The 14,485-nt window shown below is 67.3% G+C and carries 10 protein-coding genes; 5 read left to right on the top strand and 5 right to left on the bottom strand.

Going from position 1 to position 14,485, the window contains the following annotated elements; genetic code table 11:
- From RIN43_RS15975 to RIN43_RS15955, 4 genes are all read right to left on the bottom strand, one after another.
- A partial coding sequence (locus RIN43_RS15975) for a DUF6079 family protein (RefSeq protein ID WP_309129914.1) occupies positions 1–359 on the bottom strand: 359 nt, incomplete at its 3' end.
- The gene (gene pglX / locus RIN43_RS15970) at positions 356–3,901 is read right to left on the bottom strand and encodes a BREX-2 system adenine-specific DNA-methyltransferase PglX (protein WP_309129913.1); all 3,546 of its coding nucleotides are present in this window, start codon (positions 3,899–3,901) and stop codon (positions 356–358) included. The genes RIN43_RS15975 and pglX, both read right to left, overlap by 4 nt.
- Positions 3,898–7,929 (bottom strand): NERD domain-containing protein, encoded by a 4,032-nt coding sequence (locus RIN43_RS15965; protein ID WP_375163764.1) that lies wholly within the window; start codon positions 7,927–7,929, stop codon positions 3,898–3,900. Before RIN43_RS15965 ends, pglX begins: the two co-directional genes overlap by 4 nt.
- 132 nt (positions 7,930–8,061) lie before the next feature.
- Positions 8,062–9,033, bottom strand: coding sequence for a hypothetical protein (locus RIN43_RS15955; RefSeq protein WP_309129911.1), 972 nt, complete (start codon positions 9,031–9,033; stop codon positions 8,062–8,064).
- Between the two features lie 58 nt (positions 9,034–9,091).
- Between RIN43_RS15955 and RIN43_RS15950 the strand changes: the two genes are divergently transcribed.
- Together RIN43_RS15950 and RIN43_RS15945 are read left to right on the top strand one after the other, a co-directional pair.
- Complete coding sequence (locus RIN43_RS15950) at positions 9,092–9,499, top strand: hypothetical protein (RefSeq protein ID WP_309129910.1); 408 nt, start codon at positions 9,092–9,094, stop codon at positions 9,497–9,499.
- Positions 9,499–10,215 (top strand): hypothetical protein, encoded by a 717-nt coding sequence (locus RIN43_RS15945; protein ID WP_309129909.1) that lies wholly within the window; start codon positions 9,499–9,501, stop codon positions 10,213–10,215. Before RIN43_RS15950 ends, RIN43_RS15945 begins: the two co-directional genes overlap by 1 nt.
- 125 nt (positions 10,216–10,340) lie before the next feature.
- Here the strand turns inward: RIN43_RS15945 and RIN43_RS15940 are convergent, their stop codons facing one another.
- Positions 10,341–10,718, bottom strand: a complete 378-nt coding sequence (locus tag RIN43_RS15940) for a nucleotidyltransferase domain-containing protein (RefSeq protein WP_309129908.1) — start codon at positions 10,716–10,718, stop codon at positions 10,341–10,343.
- 20 nt (positions 10,719–10,738) lie between these two features.
- Here RIN43_RS15940 and RIN43_RS15935 point away from each other — a divergent pair, with 20 nt between their 5' ends.
- From RIN43_RS15935 to RIN43_RS15925, 3 genes are all read left to right on the top strand, one after another.
- Positions 10,739–12,403, top strand: a complete 1,665-nt coding sequence (locus tag RIN43_RS15935; protein ID WP_309129907.1) for a hypothetical protein — start codon at positions 10,739–10,741, stop codon at positions 12,401–12,403.
- A gap of 98 nt (positions 12,404–12,501) precedes the next feature.
- A complete protein-coding gene (locus RIN43_RS15930; protein ID WP_309129906.1) occupies positions 12,502–13,059 on the top strand; it encodes a CDP-alcohol phosphatidyltransferase family protein in 558 nt (185 codons plus the stop codon).
- A gap of 72 nt (positions 13,060–13,131) precedes the next feature.
- Positions 13,132–14,485 (top strand): plasmid pRiA4b ORF-3 family protein (locus RIN43_RS15925; protein WP_309129905.1); only part of this gene is annotated, 1,354 nt, incomplete at its 3' end.

Here is a 14,485-nt window from a genome sequence, read left to right as displayed (position 1 = left end):
AGTAGTCGCCGCTCAAGGGTGTCTTGGCGCTCCGCGACCACGGCCTCGAGCCCGGGGATCTGGCGCGCCGGGATGAGGCCCGACAGCAACAGATGCAGCACCGCCATGTAGTGCGACTTGCCGGAACCGAACGACCCGTCGAGGAACGCACCGCGCGACGACTGACGGCTCAGCGACCCGGCGACGAGGTCGAGCCCTTGGGCGATGGCCTCGGCGATCGCCTCGGTTACCACGTAGTCGCGGATCGTCTGCTCATGGCGCGCAACGCCCTCGTCGAGCTTGATGACGAAGTCGGCGGCCTCGACACGCTGAGGCAGGTCGATGAGATCCCGCAGAGGAGAGTTGAGGGTGAAGGTCATACCTTCTTCCTTCCACGAGTCGCGGGCGCCGGGCGCCACGCGAGAACGGTGTCGGCGCCGATGCCGAGACGGCCGAGCAGAGCGCTGGTTGCGCCAGAGATCGCGGCCGCCGGACTCACGCCCGAGCGCGGGTCGATGTCGCTGTACCACTGGTCGAGCCACGGCTGAAGTTCGATCAGCGCGCCGACAAGGGGAATGATCTGGTCGTCCGCTGCGCCCGCTCGTGACATCTCGTTGGCGAGACGTGCGATGGCCTGCCCTCGCTCGGAATGGTCCCACCCGGCCCACCCATAGAGCTCGGTCGTGTCATCCGGAAGCCTCGCGCCCGGGAACGATAGGAACCGCTCCTTTGGGACATCGAGCTTGCCTCGCATGGACCAGTAGTTCGACTTGAGGAAGTCCGCCTGCCCATACTTTGGCGGTACGGGAACCCTGACGCGCTCACCCCGGTCTTCGGCTCGCTGCAAGTCCCACGTGCGCTCCCACGCGCGAAACTTCTCAATCCCAGCGGGCTTGTACCGCAATGGCGCGAATGGAGGCACCGCGTCCGCCGCGAGAAGCTTCCCGATTTCGGTCGCTAGATCGAAGTCCAGCGAGCCGGTGTGAAGCGTCAGCAGTTCGCGCACTCGCTCGTCACGGCGCAGTTCATCCGCAACCTGTGCGGCCGATCGCACGAGGGGACGTCCTGATCCGTCGCGCCAGAGCTCGGGCGCCTCCAGCCGATCCTTCAGCGCGTCCGCCACTGCGCTTGCGAGAAGCTCCTCCCAGGTTGGATCCGCCCATCGACGTTTGAACTGCGGCTGCTCCAGGAGGCGAAGGGCAGGGTTGGCATCTATCGCCGCGAGTCGGCGCTCGACAAGGCTGGCATACCAAGCCGGCCACTCTTGCGGGACTTCCGTCTGCATGACGCGCTTGTGACGAGCAAACCAAGCGGTCTTCGCAGCTCCGGCCGCGACACGGCGGGCGAGAAGGATCTCGAATGGTCGGTGACTCGGCTGGATTGCAGGAGGCTCAGTCTCGGGCTCCAGGACGACATCGGTTCCCGCGAGCCCGAACGCTGCGTACATCCGCCAATCGAGCTCCTCCTGTAGCGCCACCATCTGACCGCGAATTCGTTGCCATTCGCTACACGCTTCAGCTATCGAGATCTCCGCATCACGGCGAATGGCAGCGCGAGGCGAGAGAGCCTCCAGCGAAGCTGCAAGTTCGTCTATAAGGCGGGCAGTATCGCGCGCACGATCCACCGGGAGTGGGATCGCCTTGATACGCCCGGACGTGAACTCGTAGCGCCATTCCCAGGCTTCCTGACCCGTGCCCCGGTCATGAGCCGACTGCTTCAGCCAGAAGCACACTACTGACGAGTTCAGCACCCCAAGAAGGTCTTGGTAGGCCGACGGATCGGCCTCCGCGCTCAACTTGATGATGGGCGCCTTCTGATTGAAGACCTTTCCCCCGGCATCTCGCACGAAGTGCGTGTGGGTAGCGAGTTCAGGGTAGACGATTGAGTGGGAAGTGCGATACTTCGACCGACTCAAGAATGCATACTCATACCACTCTCGGCCCCGATCCGCCGGCGTCTTTCCGAAGTACAAGCTCGAACGAAGCACCGTTCTAAAGGGCCACATCCATCGTTGGCTCACCGGATCGAGAACAGGGTGAAGTTGGTCGTCGTACGGCCATAGATGCGGTGACCCCGTTACTGCGTAGTCTCGCACTTGGCTTCCAACCACGAGCGTCCTGCTCGTTCCAGCGAAGTGGGAGGGGACTTCGTACGCTTCGTTCTCTCCAGTGACTACGGAAACGCCAATCTCGGCGATCTCGTTGTCGACCACCGTCGCACCTGCTGCGTCGATTGCATCCTTCAGTCGCGCTGCTGTACCGCCTGAGAGCGACCACGGAAAGACGGCGAACACTGCACGAGAAAGATCGACGATTGAGACATAGGTCCCTTCAAACCCGGGCTCGTCGACGCGCTCAACTATTTCCCTCCACACAAGTCCGTCCGCAGCAACCGCTGGCTGCGCGGACTCAGCGCGTATGCCGAGCACAGACCGGACTGTGTCTTCCAGCGGTCGACGCGGTCGACCAACCAGAATCACCGTCGGGGTCCCATCGGAGTTGTGCCCAGGAATCCATGCACGGGAGACATCGATGACGTGAGTGAGATCGACATGGGCAGGTTCGGTCCCGGTGAAACCACCAGAAAGAAAGTTCTGCACGAGTCGCTTACCGAACGCGCGGGTCATGAAGGAGTTGGAGGTGATCTGACCGACGTGCCCGGCGCCACCCGCAGCATCGGACTGCTTCGCGAGCCGGAATAGCAGTTCCATGAATGGAACCGACAGCACATACTTGCCGTGGCATGTTTTGTAGCGCGCCCTGTACGCATCGCGCAGCGCGGCGTCTGGGGGCTGAATATAGGGCGGGTTGGCGACGACGACGTGGTATCGGCCCGCGGCGAGAATGTTGGCGTGTTCCTGGAGATCTTCGGCCTGGTACGCGAAGTACTCACCGTCACCCATATCCAGTTTCGCCTCTGGGCTCTGCCCACCGAGCAATGAGTCACCGATCGCGAGGTGATACCGGAACGCGGGCGCCGCGACCAGCGTGGAGATTCCCGCGGCCTTGATCGCGGCGACCGTCAGACGGAAGCGTGCGATCGCGATGGCGAACGGGTTGAGGTCGACGCCGTGGATCGAGTCCAGTGCCCGCTGAGCACGGTCCCCGCGGTCGAGGCCCGGCGCAGTTCTCGACCACTCAGTCATGAGCCGGTCGAAGGCGCCCAGCAGGAAGTGCCCCGAGCCGCACGCCGGGTCGATCACTTTGAGTCCGGTGAGACCGAACTCCTTGATCGCGGGCGTGAGGGTGAGGTCGAGGATGAACTGCTCGACGAAGTCCGGCGTCTGTAGCAGCGCGAATGTCTTCTTGGCGTAGTCGGAGAGGTCTTGGTACAGATCGCCCAAGAATCGAGTGCCCAATTCGGGGTCGCTGAAGTCGTGCACGAGCGCACCGTCAGGAGTCGTGCGACGGAAGAAGTCCCGCAGTCCGTCAGCCGCCGTCGCCGAGATCTCGGCGTGCCACACGGCTGAGTGGTTCCGGTCGACCAGGGGCGCTCCGGCCGGCAGATCAGCGAGCGCGCCGAATGCCTGCTGGAGCCAGTCGCGCGAGGTCATGGTCGGCGCCGCCGCGTAGAACGCGGCCTCGTTCTCGACCGCCCGTTCCAGCCCGTCGCCAGGTGCGGCGATCCACGGCTGCGCCGCCGGGCGCCCGCCGTTCGTCGCGCCGACGAGCAAGCCGTTGTCTTCGCAGAAGCGGATGAACACCGTCGCAATGATCCAGGCGACACCTGCCTGCGCCACTTCCCCATCGCGCCAGTCGATCCATGCGAGTCCTGTCCGCTCACGTGCCTGTGCACGCTGATACTCGTCCCTGAGCCGAGCGCCCCAGACTGAATCTTGGTCTTCTGCGCGCATGCGCAGGTCGGCCTCGAGCGTCTTCAGTTCCCGCTTGAGGTCAGCCAGAAGTGCGGCGGAGTCGATCACGAGGTGCCGGCCTTTCGAGTGAGAGCGGGAGCAGGTTCGGCGGGGGCTGGACTGTTGTTGGCTGCGCTATTCGGCGGTACCACGGCCTCGACGGAAAGTTCGAGCCAGCCGTCTGCACCGTACGGCATCGGCACACCGTCGAGGTCGGGCGTGCTCCCGGTAAGCGGACGCGGCAGGATGAACCAGCGGGCGGCGGCGCGCGGCGTGGACATGTCCATCACCGAGTTGATGAGATCCACCAGTCCGAGGCGAGCTAGCACCGCCGCGTTGATGAAAAGGGTGGGCTGCGGCGAGTCGAGGAGGCCCTTCCACACAGGAACGATCGCGAGGCGCGCGAGCTTCTGCAGGTTGCGGCGAGCACTGGTGCCAGCCTCCGCTCGGTCGGCATCGAGCACCACCTGCCACTGGATCTTCTTGTCGGCGGCGGTCGCGCGTAGTGCGTCGAGCGCCGCATCCGCCAGGTCGACAACCCGCATGCCGTACCCGTGCGCGAGCATCGACGTTGCGAGCGACATCGGCCGTCGCCGTGACACGACTAGAGCAAGAGCGCTGCGGTCGCGAATCGACGCCTGCAGCCGAGCCGCCACTGCGGGGTCACCGGCCGCGCGTCCCCACGTCGTCGACGATCCGGTCGCCGTCACTGACGTTGCGTCTGTCGAGCGCATCGCATACTTGCCGAGCTCTCCTCGCCATTCGAGGTAGGGCATGGCCGCTCTCACGGCGGCGTCGAGTGCGGGGCGTGTCGGGATGCTGTGGACGGCAGGGAAGCGGGCACGCACGCGCTGCTCGATGGTGACCACCGCGACTTCGCGCGTCGCGGCTGATCGCAGAGCCAGCTCGACCGCACGCGCGGGCGACATGTCGGCTCGGTAGGCCTCGCCCATCGACGACATCCGCCCCTGTGCAGACAAGCCGATCGCGAGCTGAGCGATGCGGGCGTCACTCAGCCGCAACGGCTTCTCATCGTCGCCCCGTAGCTCTTCACGCAAGCGCGTCGCGGCCACGATGTCGTTCGTCTCGAGGAGCGTGTCGACGAGAGCAGCCCGGTGGAGGAGCGACTCGAGATGTGCTTCCGCATCGTCAAAGCTCATACCCGAACCGTCTTCGGGGGCGTACGCAACGACGATGCGCGTGCGGTCGGCCGCCCGCTGAAAGACGAACTTGGGGTCACGATAGCGGGCATCCAGTTCAAGGATGGCCTGAACGACCGCTGTGGCCACCTTCGTACGCTGGTCCTCGTCGTCGATTGATGACCCGTACTCGCGCAGCAGCTTCGCCGCGAGCTCGTCGACGGTGGCGATGCCCTCGAGGTCGCGGAGCCACCGAGCCACATCGTCGGCCGCGGTTTTGAGCGTGCCGCCCCTGCGCAGTCGCTTGAATCGCTCCTCGGGCGACTCGCCTGGCTTGGCGGAAATCCCGCTCAGGAAGTTCTCAACGGCGCGCCGGCCGACGCCTGCTGGAACTTCGGTCGTCGTGGTCGTATGAGCGAGGCTGCTGCGCCATTGTCGGATGCGGGAGGTGATCTCGCGGCGCACTTGCTCGCCGCTGCCGCGGATCTGGTTGATGACCATAGGCGGCACGCCGAGCAGCTCGCCAACGGTTGTGGCGTTGACACGCGCTACCACAGAGAGGGCTCGTGCGCTGAGGCCTGCCTCGCTGAGAGGAGTATCGAGGGTTGCAGCATCCGCCTTTGCATTATTCGCTTCGGCGCCACCGTCGTCGACCGTCGCGCCGGCGAGCGCGGTCACCCACGCTGCCCGCATCGCATCGAGCGAGGGATGCCGAGTAGTCGCGTCGGGCGAGAGTGCTGTTCGGAAGAATGCGACGAGACCTTCGGCCACACCCGCGTTGAACATGCTCTGCTGCACGACCGGAGCGTCTGTCGCGCCCGCCGGCGCGTCGCCAGACGGCCACCAAACCGGGTCACCCGAGGCGAGCTCGAAAAGCGTCGCGGCAATCGCGAACCGTTCGGCCGCCGAGTCATATTGTCGGCGCGCCCCCACGCCCAGGTATGGGTCGAGGTAGGGCCGTGACCCTGACTTGACGTTCGCCAGCGGCTCTTCTGCCAGGGAGAAATCGAACAACGTAAGGCGAGGTTTGCGGGTGCCGGGATCAGGCTTGACGGCAAGGTTCGATGGTTTGATGTCGCGGTGAAACACGCCGCGCTGCTCGAGATGCGCGATCGCCTCGAACAGGTCGGCGCCGTATCGTTCGAGCTGTTCGATAGTGGCGCGGCCTTCGAGACGGATGCGGTCGGAGAGCGTCTCGCTACCGGCATCCGTCATCAGCAGACCCTGTCGGGAGCCGACTGTAAGCGGACCGTCGAGCCGCTTCACGATACGTGGGTGGTCGAGCCGGTCGAGCACCGACGCTTCGATCCGAAGACGGGCGGCAGCGGCGTCGTCTTTCGCAAGCTTGAGGATGTCGCCCTCGCGGCCTTCCTCATAGTCGAGGACCTCGAGCGCCACGCCCGTCGACCCCGCACCGCGACGACGCGAGATCTCGAAGCGACCGCCGATGATGTCACCCACCGATGCGTCGAGTGGGTCGGTCTGCGCTGCGGCGGGCTCGTCGCGGATCTCGCGGCGTGCTTCCTCGAACGCGGACTGGAAGTCGGCGATGTCCAGGGTGCGGTGCATCTCGTCGAACGCCGCCGCCCGCGCGATGACGTCGGCGAGCCGATCTGAGATCTCGGGCATGACTGACCGAGGATCCAGCCCCGCTGCATCCGATGCAATCAGCGACTCGAGCGCAGGCAGGTTCAGTGCAGGCGGTCTTCCGGTCAGCACCGTGAACGCAACGGCCCCTAGACCGTAGACGTCGAGCGTCTGCGCTGAGGCGGGGGTGGCGTTTCTCAGCGTCTCAGGCGCGAGGTAGAGGAGCGCTGCGGGATCCACGACTCCGACCAAATCGGTGATTCCCCGCGAGACCACAGTTGCTGTCGAGGTCTCTGAGTCGGGTCGCCGCGCCAGGTCCCAGTCCCGGATCCGTACCGTGACGGAGCCGTCGCCGGAATTCTTTACTCGCACGCTCACCGGAGACAACGCCCGGTGGGTTAGCCGCTGTCCGTGGGCGAAACGCACAAGTTCGGCCAGTTCCTGCACGATGCGCTCGCGCGCCTCAAACGTAAGGTCGTCGGAGTGCTGCGCAAGATACTCCTCGAGACTCAACTCATCGGGATCGTAGGCGAAGAGGAGCGCCGGGCCCTCCTCTGGAGTCAGGAGGTCGAGGGGGCCGACGATCCCAGGGTGCACGACGCCGTCCGTGAGACGGAACTCGCGGCGGGCGCGCAGGTCAACCGCGGCGCGCGTGTCACGATCTGCGCCCTTCGGGTAGGCGAACAGCCGGATGCGTCGCTTCGTCACTCCGTCCGGGTGCTTGACGAGGAAGTCCTGCCATCCGGGGCCTTCGCCGAGCGGCTCACCCGAGTCGAGCGGATACTGCCCAATCATGCGCTGACGGGGACGCGGCATCAGGCCCGCAGCTTCCATCAGCGCATCGATCTGCCTCGCCCGCGGGAGGTCGATCGCCTCCCCCCTCGGCGGCTGAGCGAGGAGCACCGAGAACGCGCGGTCGGGCGCAAGGCCTTGCACTTCGAAGCCGTCGAGTGCCCAAACGGACTCGGACCCAAACCGATCCAGCTGTAGCCGCGATCGCCGGCCGTGCATGACGACTGCCTCGTCGACGTACGGAACGACACTCGTCGGGAGGTTCGAGGTGCGGGCAAGATCCGACAGAACCGACCGCAGGCGCTTCGCCTTGTCATTCGCCAGGAGGCGGGGATTCCTCTCAGCGCGGCTACCGAGCCGCCATATCTGCTGATCGCCGGTGATATTGCCGTGCCATCCCTTAAGCTCGACCACGAACAGGCCGGTGCGGGTCAGGAGGAGCAAGTCGACCTCGTTGAGGCGCCCCTGGTTGTCCGTAAACGTTACGTTCGCCCATGCGCGGGCTATCCCGTCGTCGGGCAGGAGCTGACGAATCTTGTCAAGCGCCTCGGCTTCCTGCGCCTGGGCGGGATCACCCATGACACGCCACAGCGGCGAATCAGTCCGCATCTATGCAGCACACCCCCAAGACAGAATCTCCTCCACTCTATCCGCGCGATGGACGTCGAGGGTGTCTGCGGCTGACGAGAGGTGCGACCGCCGCGTCGACCCTCAGGACTCCAGCGCCGGCTGGCGGTCGCCGTCGGCCTCGGACGCTGCCCCGTTGGCATCCTGGTCTTCGCGTGACGTCCTCTCCCGCTCCACCACTGCTCGCACGGTCGTCCCGATAGCGGCGATCATGAGCGCCACGAGCGCCGGCATCCACGACTCCGCGAGGATCACCGGGAAGATCTGCGCGCCGGCGGCGGCCATCTCCGCCACGTCGCCCTGCAGCACCCGCATCCCGAGACCGACCTGGATAGCCGTGAACAGCCCGGGCACAACCCAGAGCGCCAGCAGCGACGCGGCCCACGCGATCAGCCGCCATGCCGGACGCACCCCGCACCAGACCAGCGCCGCTCCAACGGTCACTGCCGGCAGCCAACGCAGCAGGTCAGGCAGGAACATCGGCGGCGTCACTTCGCTCGTGACCGCGATGACCCACTCCCGGATCCATACCGCGAACGGCACCGCGGCCAACGCAACGCCCAGCGACACGACGCCGATCGATGCCTGCGTCGTCATCCACAGCGCGAGCTGCGCCAACAGCATCCCGGCGATGCCGCCCCCGAGCATCCCCGCGAAGTACAGCAGCGCCCTCGCGCCGCCGCCGTAGTCGAGCCCCAGCCCAGCGGCGAGAACGGTGAAGCTCTGTACCACGGCCACCAGGTGCACGAGCCCGACGCCCAGCGCCGCCGCCCACGCGGTGAGCGCACGGTGTCGACGCAGGATGCGCAGGGCGATGCCGGCGAACACACCGCCCAGCAAGAGCACCGAGAACAGCTCGATCGCGTAGTACTGGCTGATGGGCAGCAGCACGAACGGCATGTCGTCGGGCATCGTCCGCGTCGCCCACAGGTTCTGCAACGGCATCGTGCCACCACGCACAAGCCACGGAAGCAGCCCGACCACTGCGGCGAGTGCGCCGATCGCGAACGACAGGAGTCGCGGGTGGGCGGCCGTGCCTGTGCGAGCGTCGGTCATGAGGACACGATGTCACATCCGTAAGAAACCAGATGAGAATCACGCCGAGTCACCGGTCGTGTACGTGCTCGTGCTTCGCGAGGAGGGCATCGCGGCGAGGCTCGTCGCGGCCGCCGGCTCGAACCTCGTCGGCGCTAGGCCGACCGGCGACCTCCGGCGCTCGGCGAGGGCCACTGCGCCCAGAGGGCCCGCTTTCGCGGTCTGGAACTCCGATCGCGCCGATGTCGGAGGCGGCGGGTTTACTCTGAGGAGAGGGGAAGGAGCCGCCATGGGTGAGGTTCGCACGACGACGGACGAAGCGCTGCTCGCCGAGCGTGAAAAGCTGCTCAACGATGTTGGCCGCGACGAGGCTTCGCTTCGCGCCGACGCTGCCCGCGGCGCGCTTTCGGGCGACGAATGGTATGCGCTGGAAAGGTTGGATGTCATCGCCTTCCTCCTCGGTGAGCCGGCTTACCTCTCTGCCTGATGACTGAGGATCTCGCCCCGAAGGCTGCAGCATTCGCGCGTGAGCTGGGCGAGACACTTGCGGCGACCTTGCCAGGAGCCCCGAGCGTGGACGTTCAAGCGGTCGCTGGAAAAAACACATATATCGTCCAGCCTTCCAACCCGGACGGTTCAGTTGCACGCGTACCGCTCTTCGTGAACGGTGTGAAGCTTGCGGAGCTCAGTATCGTGCTCTATCTCGACACGGATCGGACCGGCACTTTCCTGAAAAACGTTCGGACCGACTGCGCCGCGTACTCCGTTCTCGATCGTCAGCCGCTGTTTCGGATGGACTATCGCGCCGACATGCACCCTGCGCCCATCGCGCACTGGCAGTTCCACGCAGAGCGGGGCTCCCTGACCCATCTGCTCAGCATGGCGCATGCGCACCGCCCGAAGTCGGTGGACTCACCTCACCTGCTCTCCCGCCTGCATTTTCCCGTTGGTGGGGAACGGTTCCGACCTTGCATTGAGGACCTGATCCAGTTCGTCATCGAGGAGTGCGGTGTCGATTCAGTAAAGGGTTGGGGCAAAGTCGTGAAGGACGGGCGTGAGCACTGGCGCCGCATCCAGCTGCGAACCGTTGTCCGTGACCTTCAATGGGAGGCGGCTGAGATCCTCGCCCGCGAGGGGTGGACGGTAATGCCGCCCACGGGGAAGGAACTCACAGAGTCCACGACAACACTGCGGCGCTGGTAAACCCGCAGGCATCACGACAGCTGGAGGCGCGCCTGCCCCCGCGCGGTCACACCGGGCCCGCAGCATCCCTCCGGCCTCGATGGCGACGCGAGAGCTCGAGCTCGCAGCGATGCATCCCTCTGCGTTCACAACCGCGCCGCCTCCTGCAGGATGGCGTGGTCACGAGCGCGGTCGAGCAACGCGGCGGAGACCGCCGACACCGGCACACCGAGAACCGTTTCGAGGTCGAGCTCGAACCGTGCGATGTCGAAAAGCGTTGCGCCGTCGTTCGGCATCACGAGCACATCGACATCACTGCCCGTGATCTCCTCGCCGCGCGCCACCGAGCCGAACACCCGCACGTCAGACAAGCGCGATGCCGCAGCCAAGCGCTCGATCAAGATCTTCAGCTCGCGAAGGCGCTCCAAGCTGACCGGCTCGCCGCCGTGCGACTGGGTGGGCGTGCAACCGCGGAGCGCGCACCCGGTCGACCGGCGAACCCCGCAACACCGTGACGTCAGCACCCCGACCTAGACTTCCCTCCATGACCGCCGACGTCTCGACCACCGCCCAGGCCGAGTCCCTCGCGGCCCGGATTCTCGCACCCCGCGAGCGCCCGCTGGTACTCATCTCGACCAGCCACGAGGGAGAGTTGCTGTTCGACGTCGACCTCCTGCGTGCCGAACTCGACGGCGTCGCCCACGTCGTCACGATCCAGACCGGCCCCGCGTCGAAGCACCTCGAACGGCACCTGCCGGCCATGACCCAGGTCTTCAACGGCGCCGCCCGCTCGTACCCGATCGACTTCCACGCCGACCCCGACTGGCACCGCTCGCACCTGCGCTTCCCGGGTCAGGCCGACACACACGATCTGCTCAACGACGCTCTCGCGCAGGTCGGCCGTCGCACGGTCGAGTCGGCCCCGGCATCCGGCATCCGGCGCGCGACCGGCATCGTGCAGGGGTTCGTGGCCGGCGGCGACCGCGCTATCGTGCGCCTGGACGACGGCACGAGCGTCACCGCGACGGCCGACCTGCTGCCACCCGACATCCCGCTGATGGCCGCGCTCGTCGTCGGCGAGAAGGTCAGCGGCGTGCTCGACGGCCTGGAACTGCACCCCGAACCGCTCGCCCCCGACCTCAAGGCCTTCCCCGACGGCTCGCGCACCCTCGCCCTCGTCGTGAAGGTCACCGACCTGCGCGCGACCGTGCAGCTGCACCCGCGGGTCTCCGCGATCCTGCGCCGCCGCGGCGTCGACAGCGGGGAAGGGCCGGTCGGGGACGTGCTGCACGTCGGCGACGTCATCCGCGTGCGCGTCGGCCGCGGCCGGCACGGCGAGATCGCGCTCAGCCGCAGCGAGGCCGACCCTGACGCCCCGCTGGTCCCACCGCTGCCGCTGGTACGCGGCGGCGCGCCGTGGCTGAACACCGACCGCCCGAACGCGCCGGCTGCCCCGGCGGCCGCCGAGCCGGATACCGCGACGGCACCGGCATCCGCTCCTTCGGCATCCGCCCCCGATTACGCGACCCGCGCCGACGTGACCGCGATGGCGCGCGAGATCACCGCCCTGCGCGGCGACCTGCTCGCGCTGACCAACCTCGTCGCCCGCGCGACCGGCGCATCCCCCGCCGCCGACTCCGAACTCGCGCGGCTGCGCACCGAGAACGAGCAGCTGCGCGGCCGCCTCGCCGAGGAACGCGCCGAGCGCGCCACCCTCGAGACCCGGCTGAAGGATGCCGCGCAGGACCGCCGCGAGACCGGCCGAGCCCTGCGCGACGCCCGCCGCGCCGCAGAGCGGTCGCACGTGGACACCACCGAAGACGGCATCCGCTTCGAGATCGAACGCACCTGGGGAAACCGCACCGCACCCGGCGAGCGCACCCGCTGGCCGCTGCGCGAGTACAGCCTCGGCGCGGGGTTCATCCAGTCGCTCACCGCTCTCGATGAGGGGCAGCTGAGCAAGGCGATCCGCACCTGCGTGGATGCCATCACCGGCCGCGACCGTGAGATCCCCGCCCGCGAACTGCACCGCCTGCGCTCGGGCGACGGCGGTGACAACCCGTACGTCGTGCGCGAGGACGGCGCCCGCTGCTGGCGCTCGGCGATCGAGCAGAACGCCCCGAGCGCGCGGCGGCTGCACTACTGGGAGCTGCCGCGCGGGGCGATCGAGCTGAGCCGGGTCGTGCTGCACGATGACGTCAGGCCGTGATCCGACAGATCGGTTATGTGGGAGCGGCCTCGCCTGCGCGCTCGCGCCGTATCGTGGACCGAGGTCTACCTGACACGGCGACAGCGAAGGAGCCGCGCATGACCGTCACGCAGCCCACGCCCCGCCGCGGGTGGGTCACGGTGCCGAACGCGGTCACGCTTCTGCGGCTCCTCCTCGTCGTGCCGGTGTTCATCCTCATCGTGCGCGGTGTCATGCCGGAGCTGACCGTCGCGCTGCTGGTCGTGTTCGGCGCGAGCGACTGGGTCGACGGCTATCTCGCCCGGCGGCTTGACCAGATGAGCATTGTCGGTGCGCTCTTCGACCCGATCGCCGACAGAGTGGGAGTAGCGGCGATCGCGCTGGCTCTCGTGGTCGGCGGGCACCTTCCGGTCTGGGTCGCGCTGGTGATCGTCGGGGTGGATGCCGTCCTGCTGGTCGTGAGCATTCTGACGCGTCTGCGGGTCACACCAGCCTCCGTGCTCGGAAAGGTGCGCACCGCCGTGCTCATGGTCGGGCTGGTCCTCGTCGCAGCGGGTCTCCTGCCGGCCATGGCGGCCCTGGCGACGCTCGGCGTGATCCTCGCGTCGGTCGGAGCGATCCTTCATGCCGTCGCCGGCGCCGGATACCTCCGCGCGATCATCGCCGGCGGGCGCTGATCACGATCTCGGTTTCGTCAGCTCACAGCAGCGAGCCGTCGCAACGTCAGCACCCCTCTCTACGCTGAACGCATGACCCGGTACCGGCTGCGCGCGAGCCTTGTCGACAGCGATCCCGAGATCTGGCGCACCTTCGACATCCGCGGAGGTGCGCGGCTGCGCACCCTGCACCTCGCGCTGCAGACGATGTTCGGCTGGCGCGAGATGCACCTGCACGCGTTCACCGACGCCGACCCCTTCTCTCGCGAGTCGGGCCGCCGCTGGGAATCGCCGGATTTCCCGGATGCCCACCCTGACGTGCTGTCGGAGGAGGACTTCACGGTCGACGACGCGCTGGACCACGGCGGACCACTCTGGTACGAGTACGACTTCGGCGACAGTTGGATCCACCGCATCGATGTCGCCGAGCGGATGCCGGACGCGCCGCACCTGGCACCCGTCGTGCTCCTGGACGGCGCGAACCGCGGGCCGTTCGAGGATGCCGGCGGCATGCACGGGTACGCCGAGAAGCTCGCGATCGCCGCCGACCCGCGGCATCCGGAGCATGCGTCCATCGTCGACTGGATCGGGACGACCGTGGGGCGGTGGGCACCCGCGGATCGAGCGTTCTTCGATCCCATCGGCGTGCAGACCGAGCTGAATCTGCAGTTCGCGCCCGAGGAGTCGGGGGTGTCGCCGTACGACATGTCTGGCCTGGTCAAGGCCGAGCAGTTCCGGCGGCCCGGCGACGTCAGCGAGGCGTCTCCGATCGCGGTGCTGGCGTCGCAGCTGCCGCCGCCGATCCGCTCCGAGCTGCGCCAGCACCTGCACCGCACCGGCGCGCTCGAGCCCGTCGAGTACGACGACGAGACGGCCGCACGGATGATCCGCCCGTTCGGGTGGCTGATGGACGCCGTCGGTTCCGACGGTCTCGCCCTCACCTCGGCCGGGTGGATGCCGCCCGACACCGTGCTCGCCGGCATGACCGAACTCGGCTGGATCGACGACTGGATCGGCAAGGGCAACCGCGAGGACCTCACTCCCCCGATCGCGAACCTGCGCGAGACGGCCCAGCGCATCGGCCTGGTGCGCGTGCAGAAGGGACGGCTGCTGCTCAGCGCCGCCGCGAAGAAGGCGCTTGGGGATCCGCGGTTGCAGCTGCGGTTGATCGCCGGAGGCCTGTACCGCAAGCTCAGCGACGCCGAGACGGATGCCGCCGTGCTGCTGCTCCTGTCGATCGCCGACGGCACGCCGCCGGCGGAGCGCTGGCGGACGGTCGCGTTCGGGCTCGAGATGTGCGGGTGGCGATCGGCATCCGGCCTGCGGTTCTCACCTGCCGACATCGACCACGCGACATTCCACGCAAGGCGGGTGCTCGATCTCGTCGGGGAGACGTCGGCGTGGGGGCGACGGACGTACGACGAACCGCTGGTGAAGATGTTCGCGG

The sequence above is a fragment of the Microbacterium sp. genome, assembly GCF_031178445.1.
Classification (GTDB): Bacteria; Actinomycetota; Actinomycetes; order Actinomycetales; family Microbacteriaceae; genus Microbacterium.
Note: the sequence above shows the minus strand (reverse complement) of the source record. Positions and strands in the feature narration are given on the sequence as shown.

Bases quoted from the DNA above. Each gene is read 5' to 3' on its own strand.
- RIN43_RS15945 (WP_309129909.1), top strand. From the start codon at position 9,499: ATGACTGAGGATCTCGCCCCGAAGGCTGCAGCATTCGCGCGTGAGCTG.
- RIN43_RS15965 (WP_375163764.1), bottom strand. From the start codon at position 7,929: ATGGGTGATCCCGCCCAGGCGCAGGAAGCCGAGGCGCTTGACAAGATT.
- RIN43_RS15935 (WP_309129907.1), top strand. From the start codon at position 10,739: ATGACCGCCGACGTCTCGACCACCGCCCAGGCCGAGTCCCTCGCGGCC.
- RIN43_RS15955 (WP_309129911.1), bottom strand. From the start codon at position 9,033: ATGACCGACGCTCGCACAGGCACGGCCGCCCACCCGCGACTCCTGTCG.
- RIN43_RS15930 (WP_309129906.1), top strand. From the start codon at position 12,502: ATGACCGTCACGCAGCCCACGCCCCGCCGCGGGTGGGTCACGGTGCCG.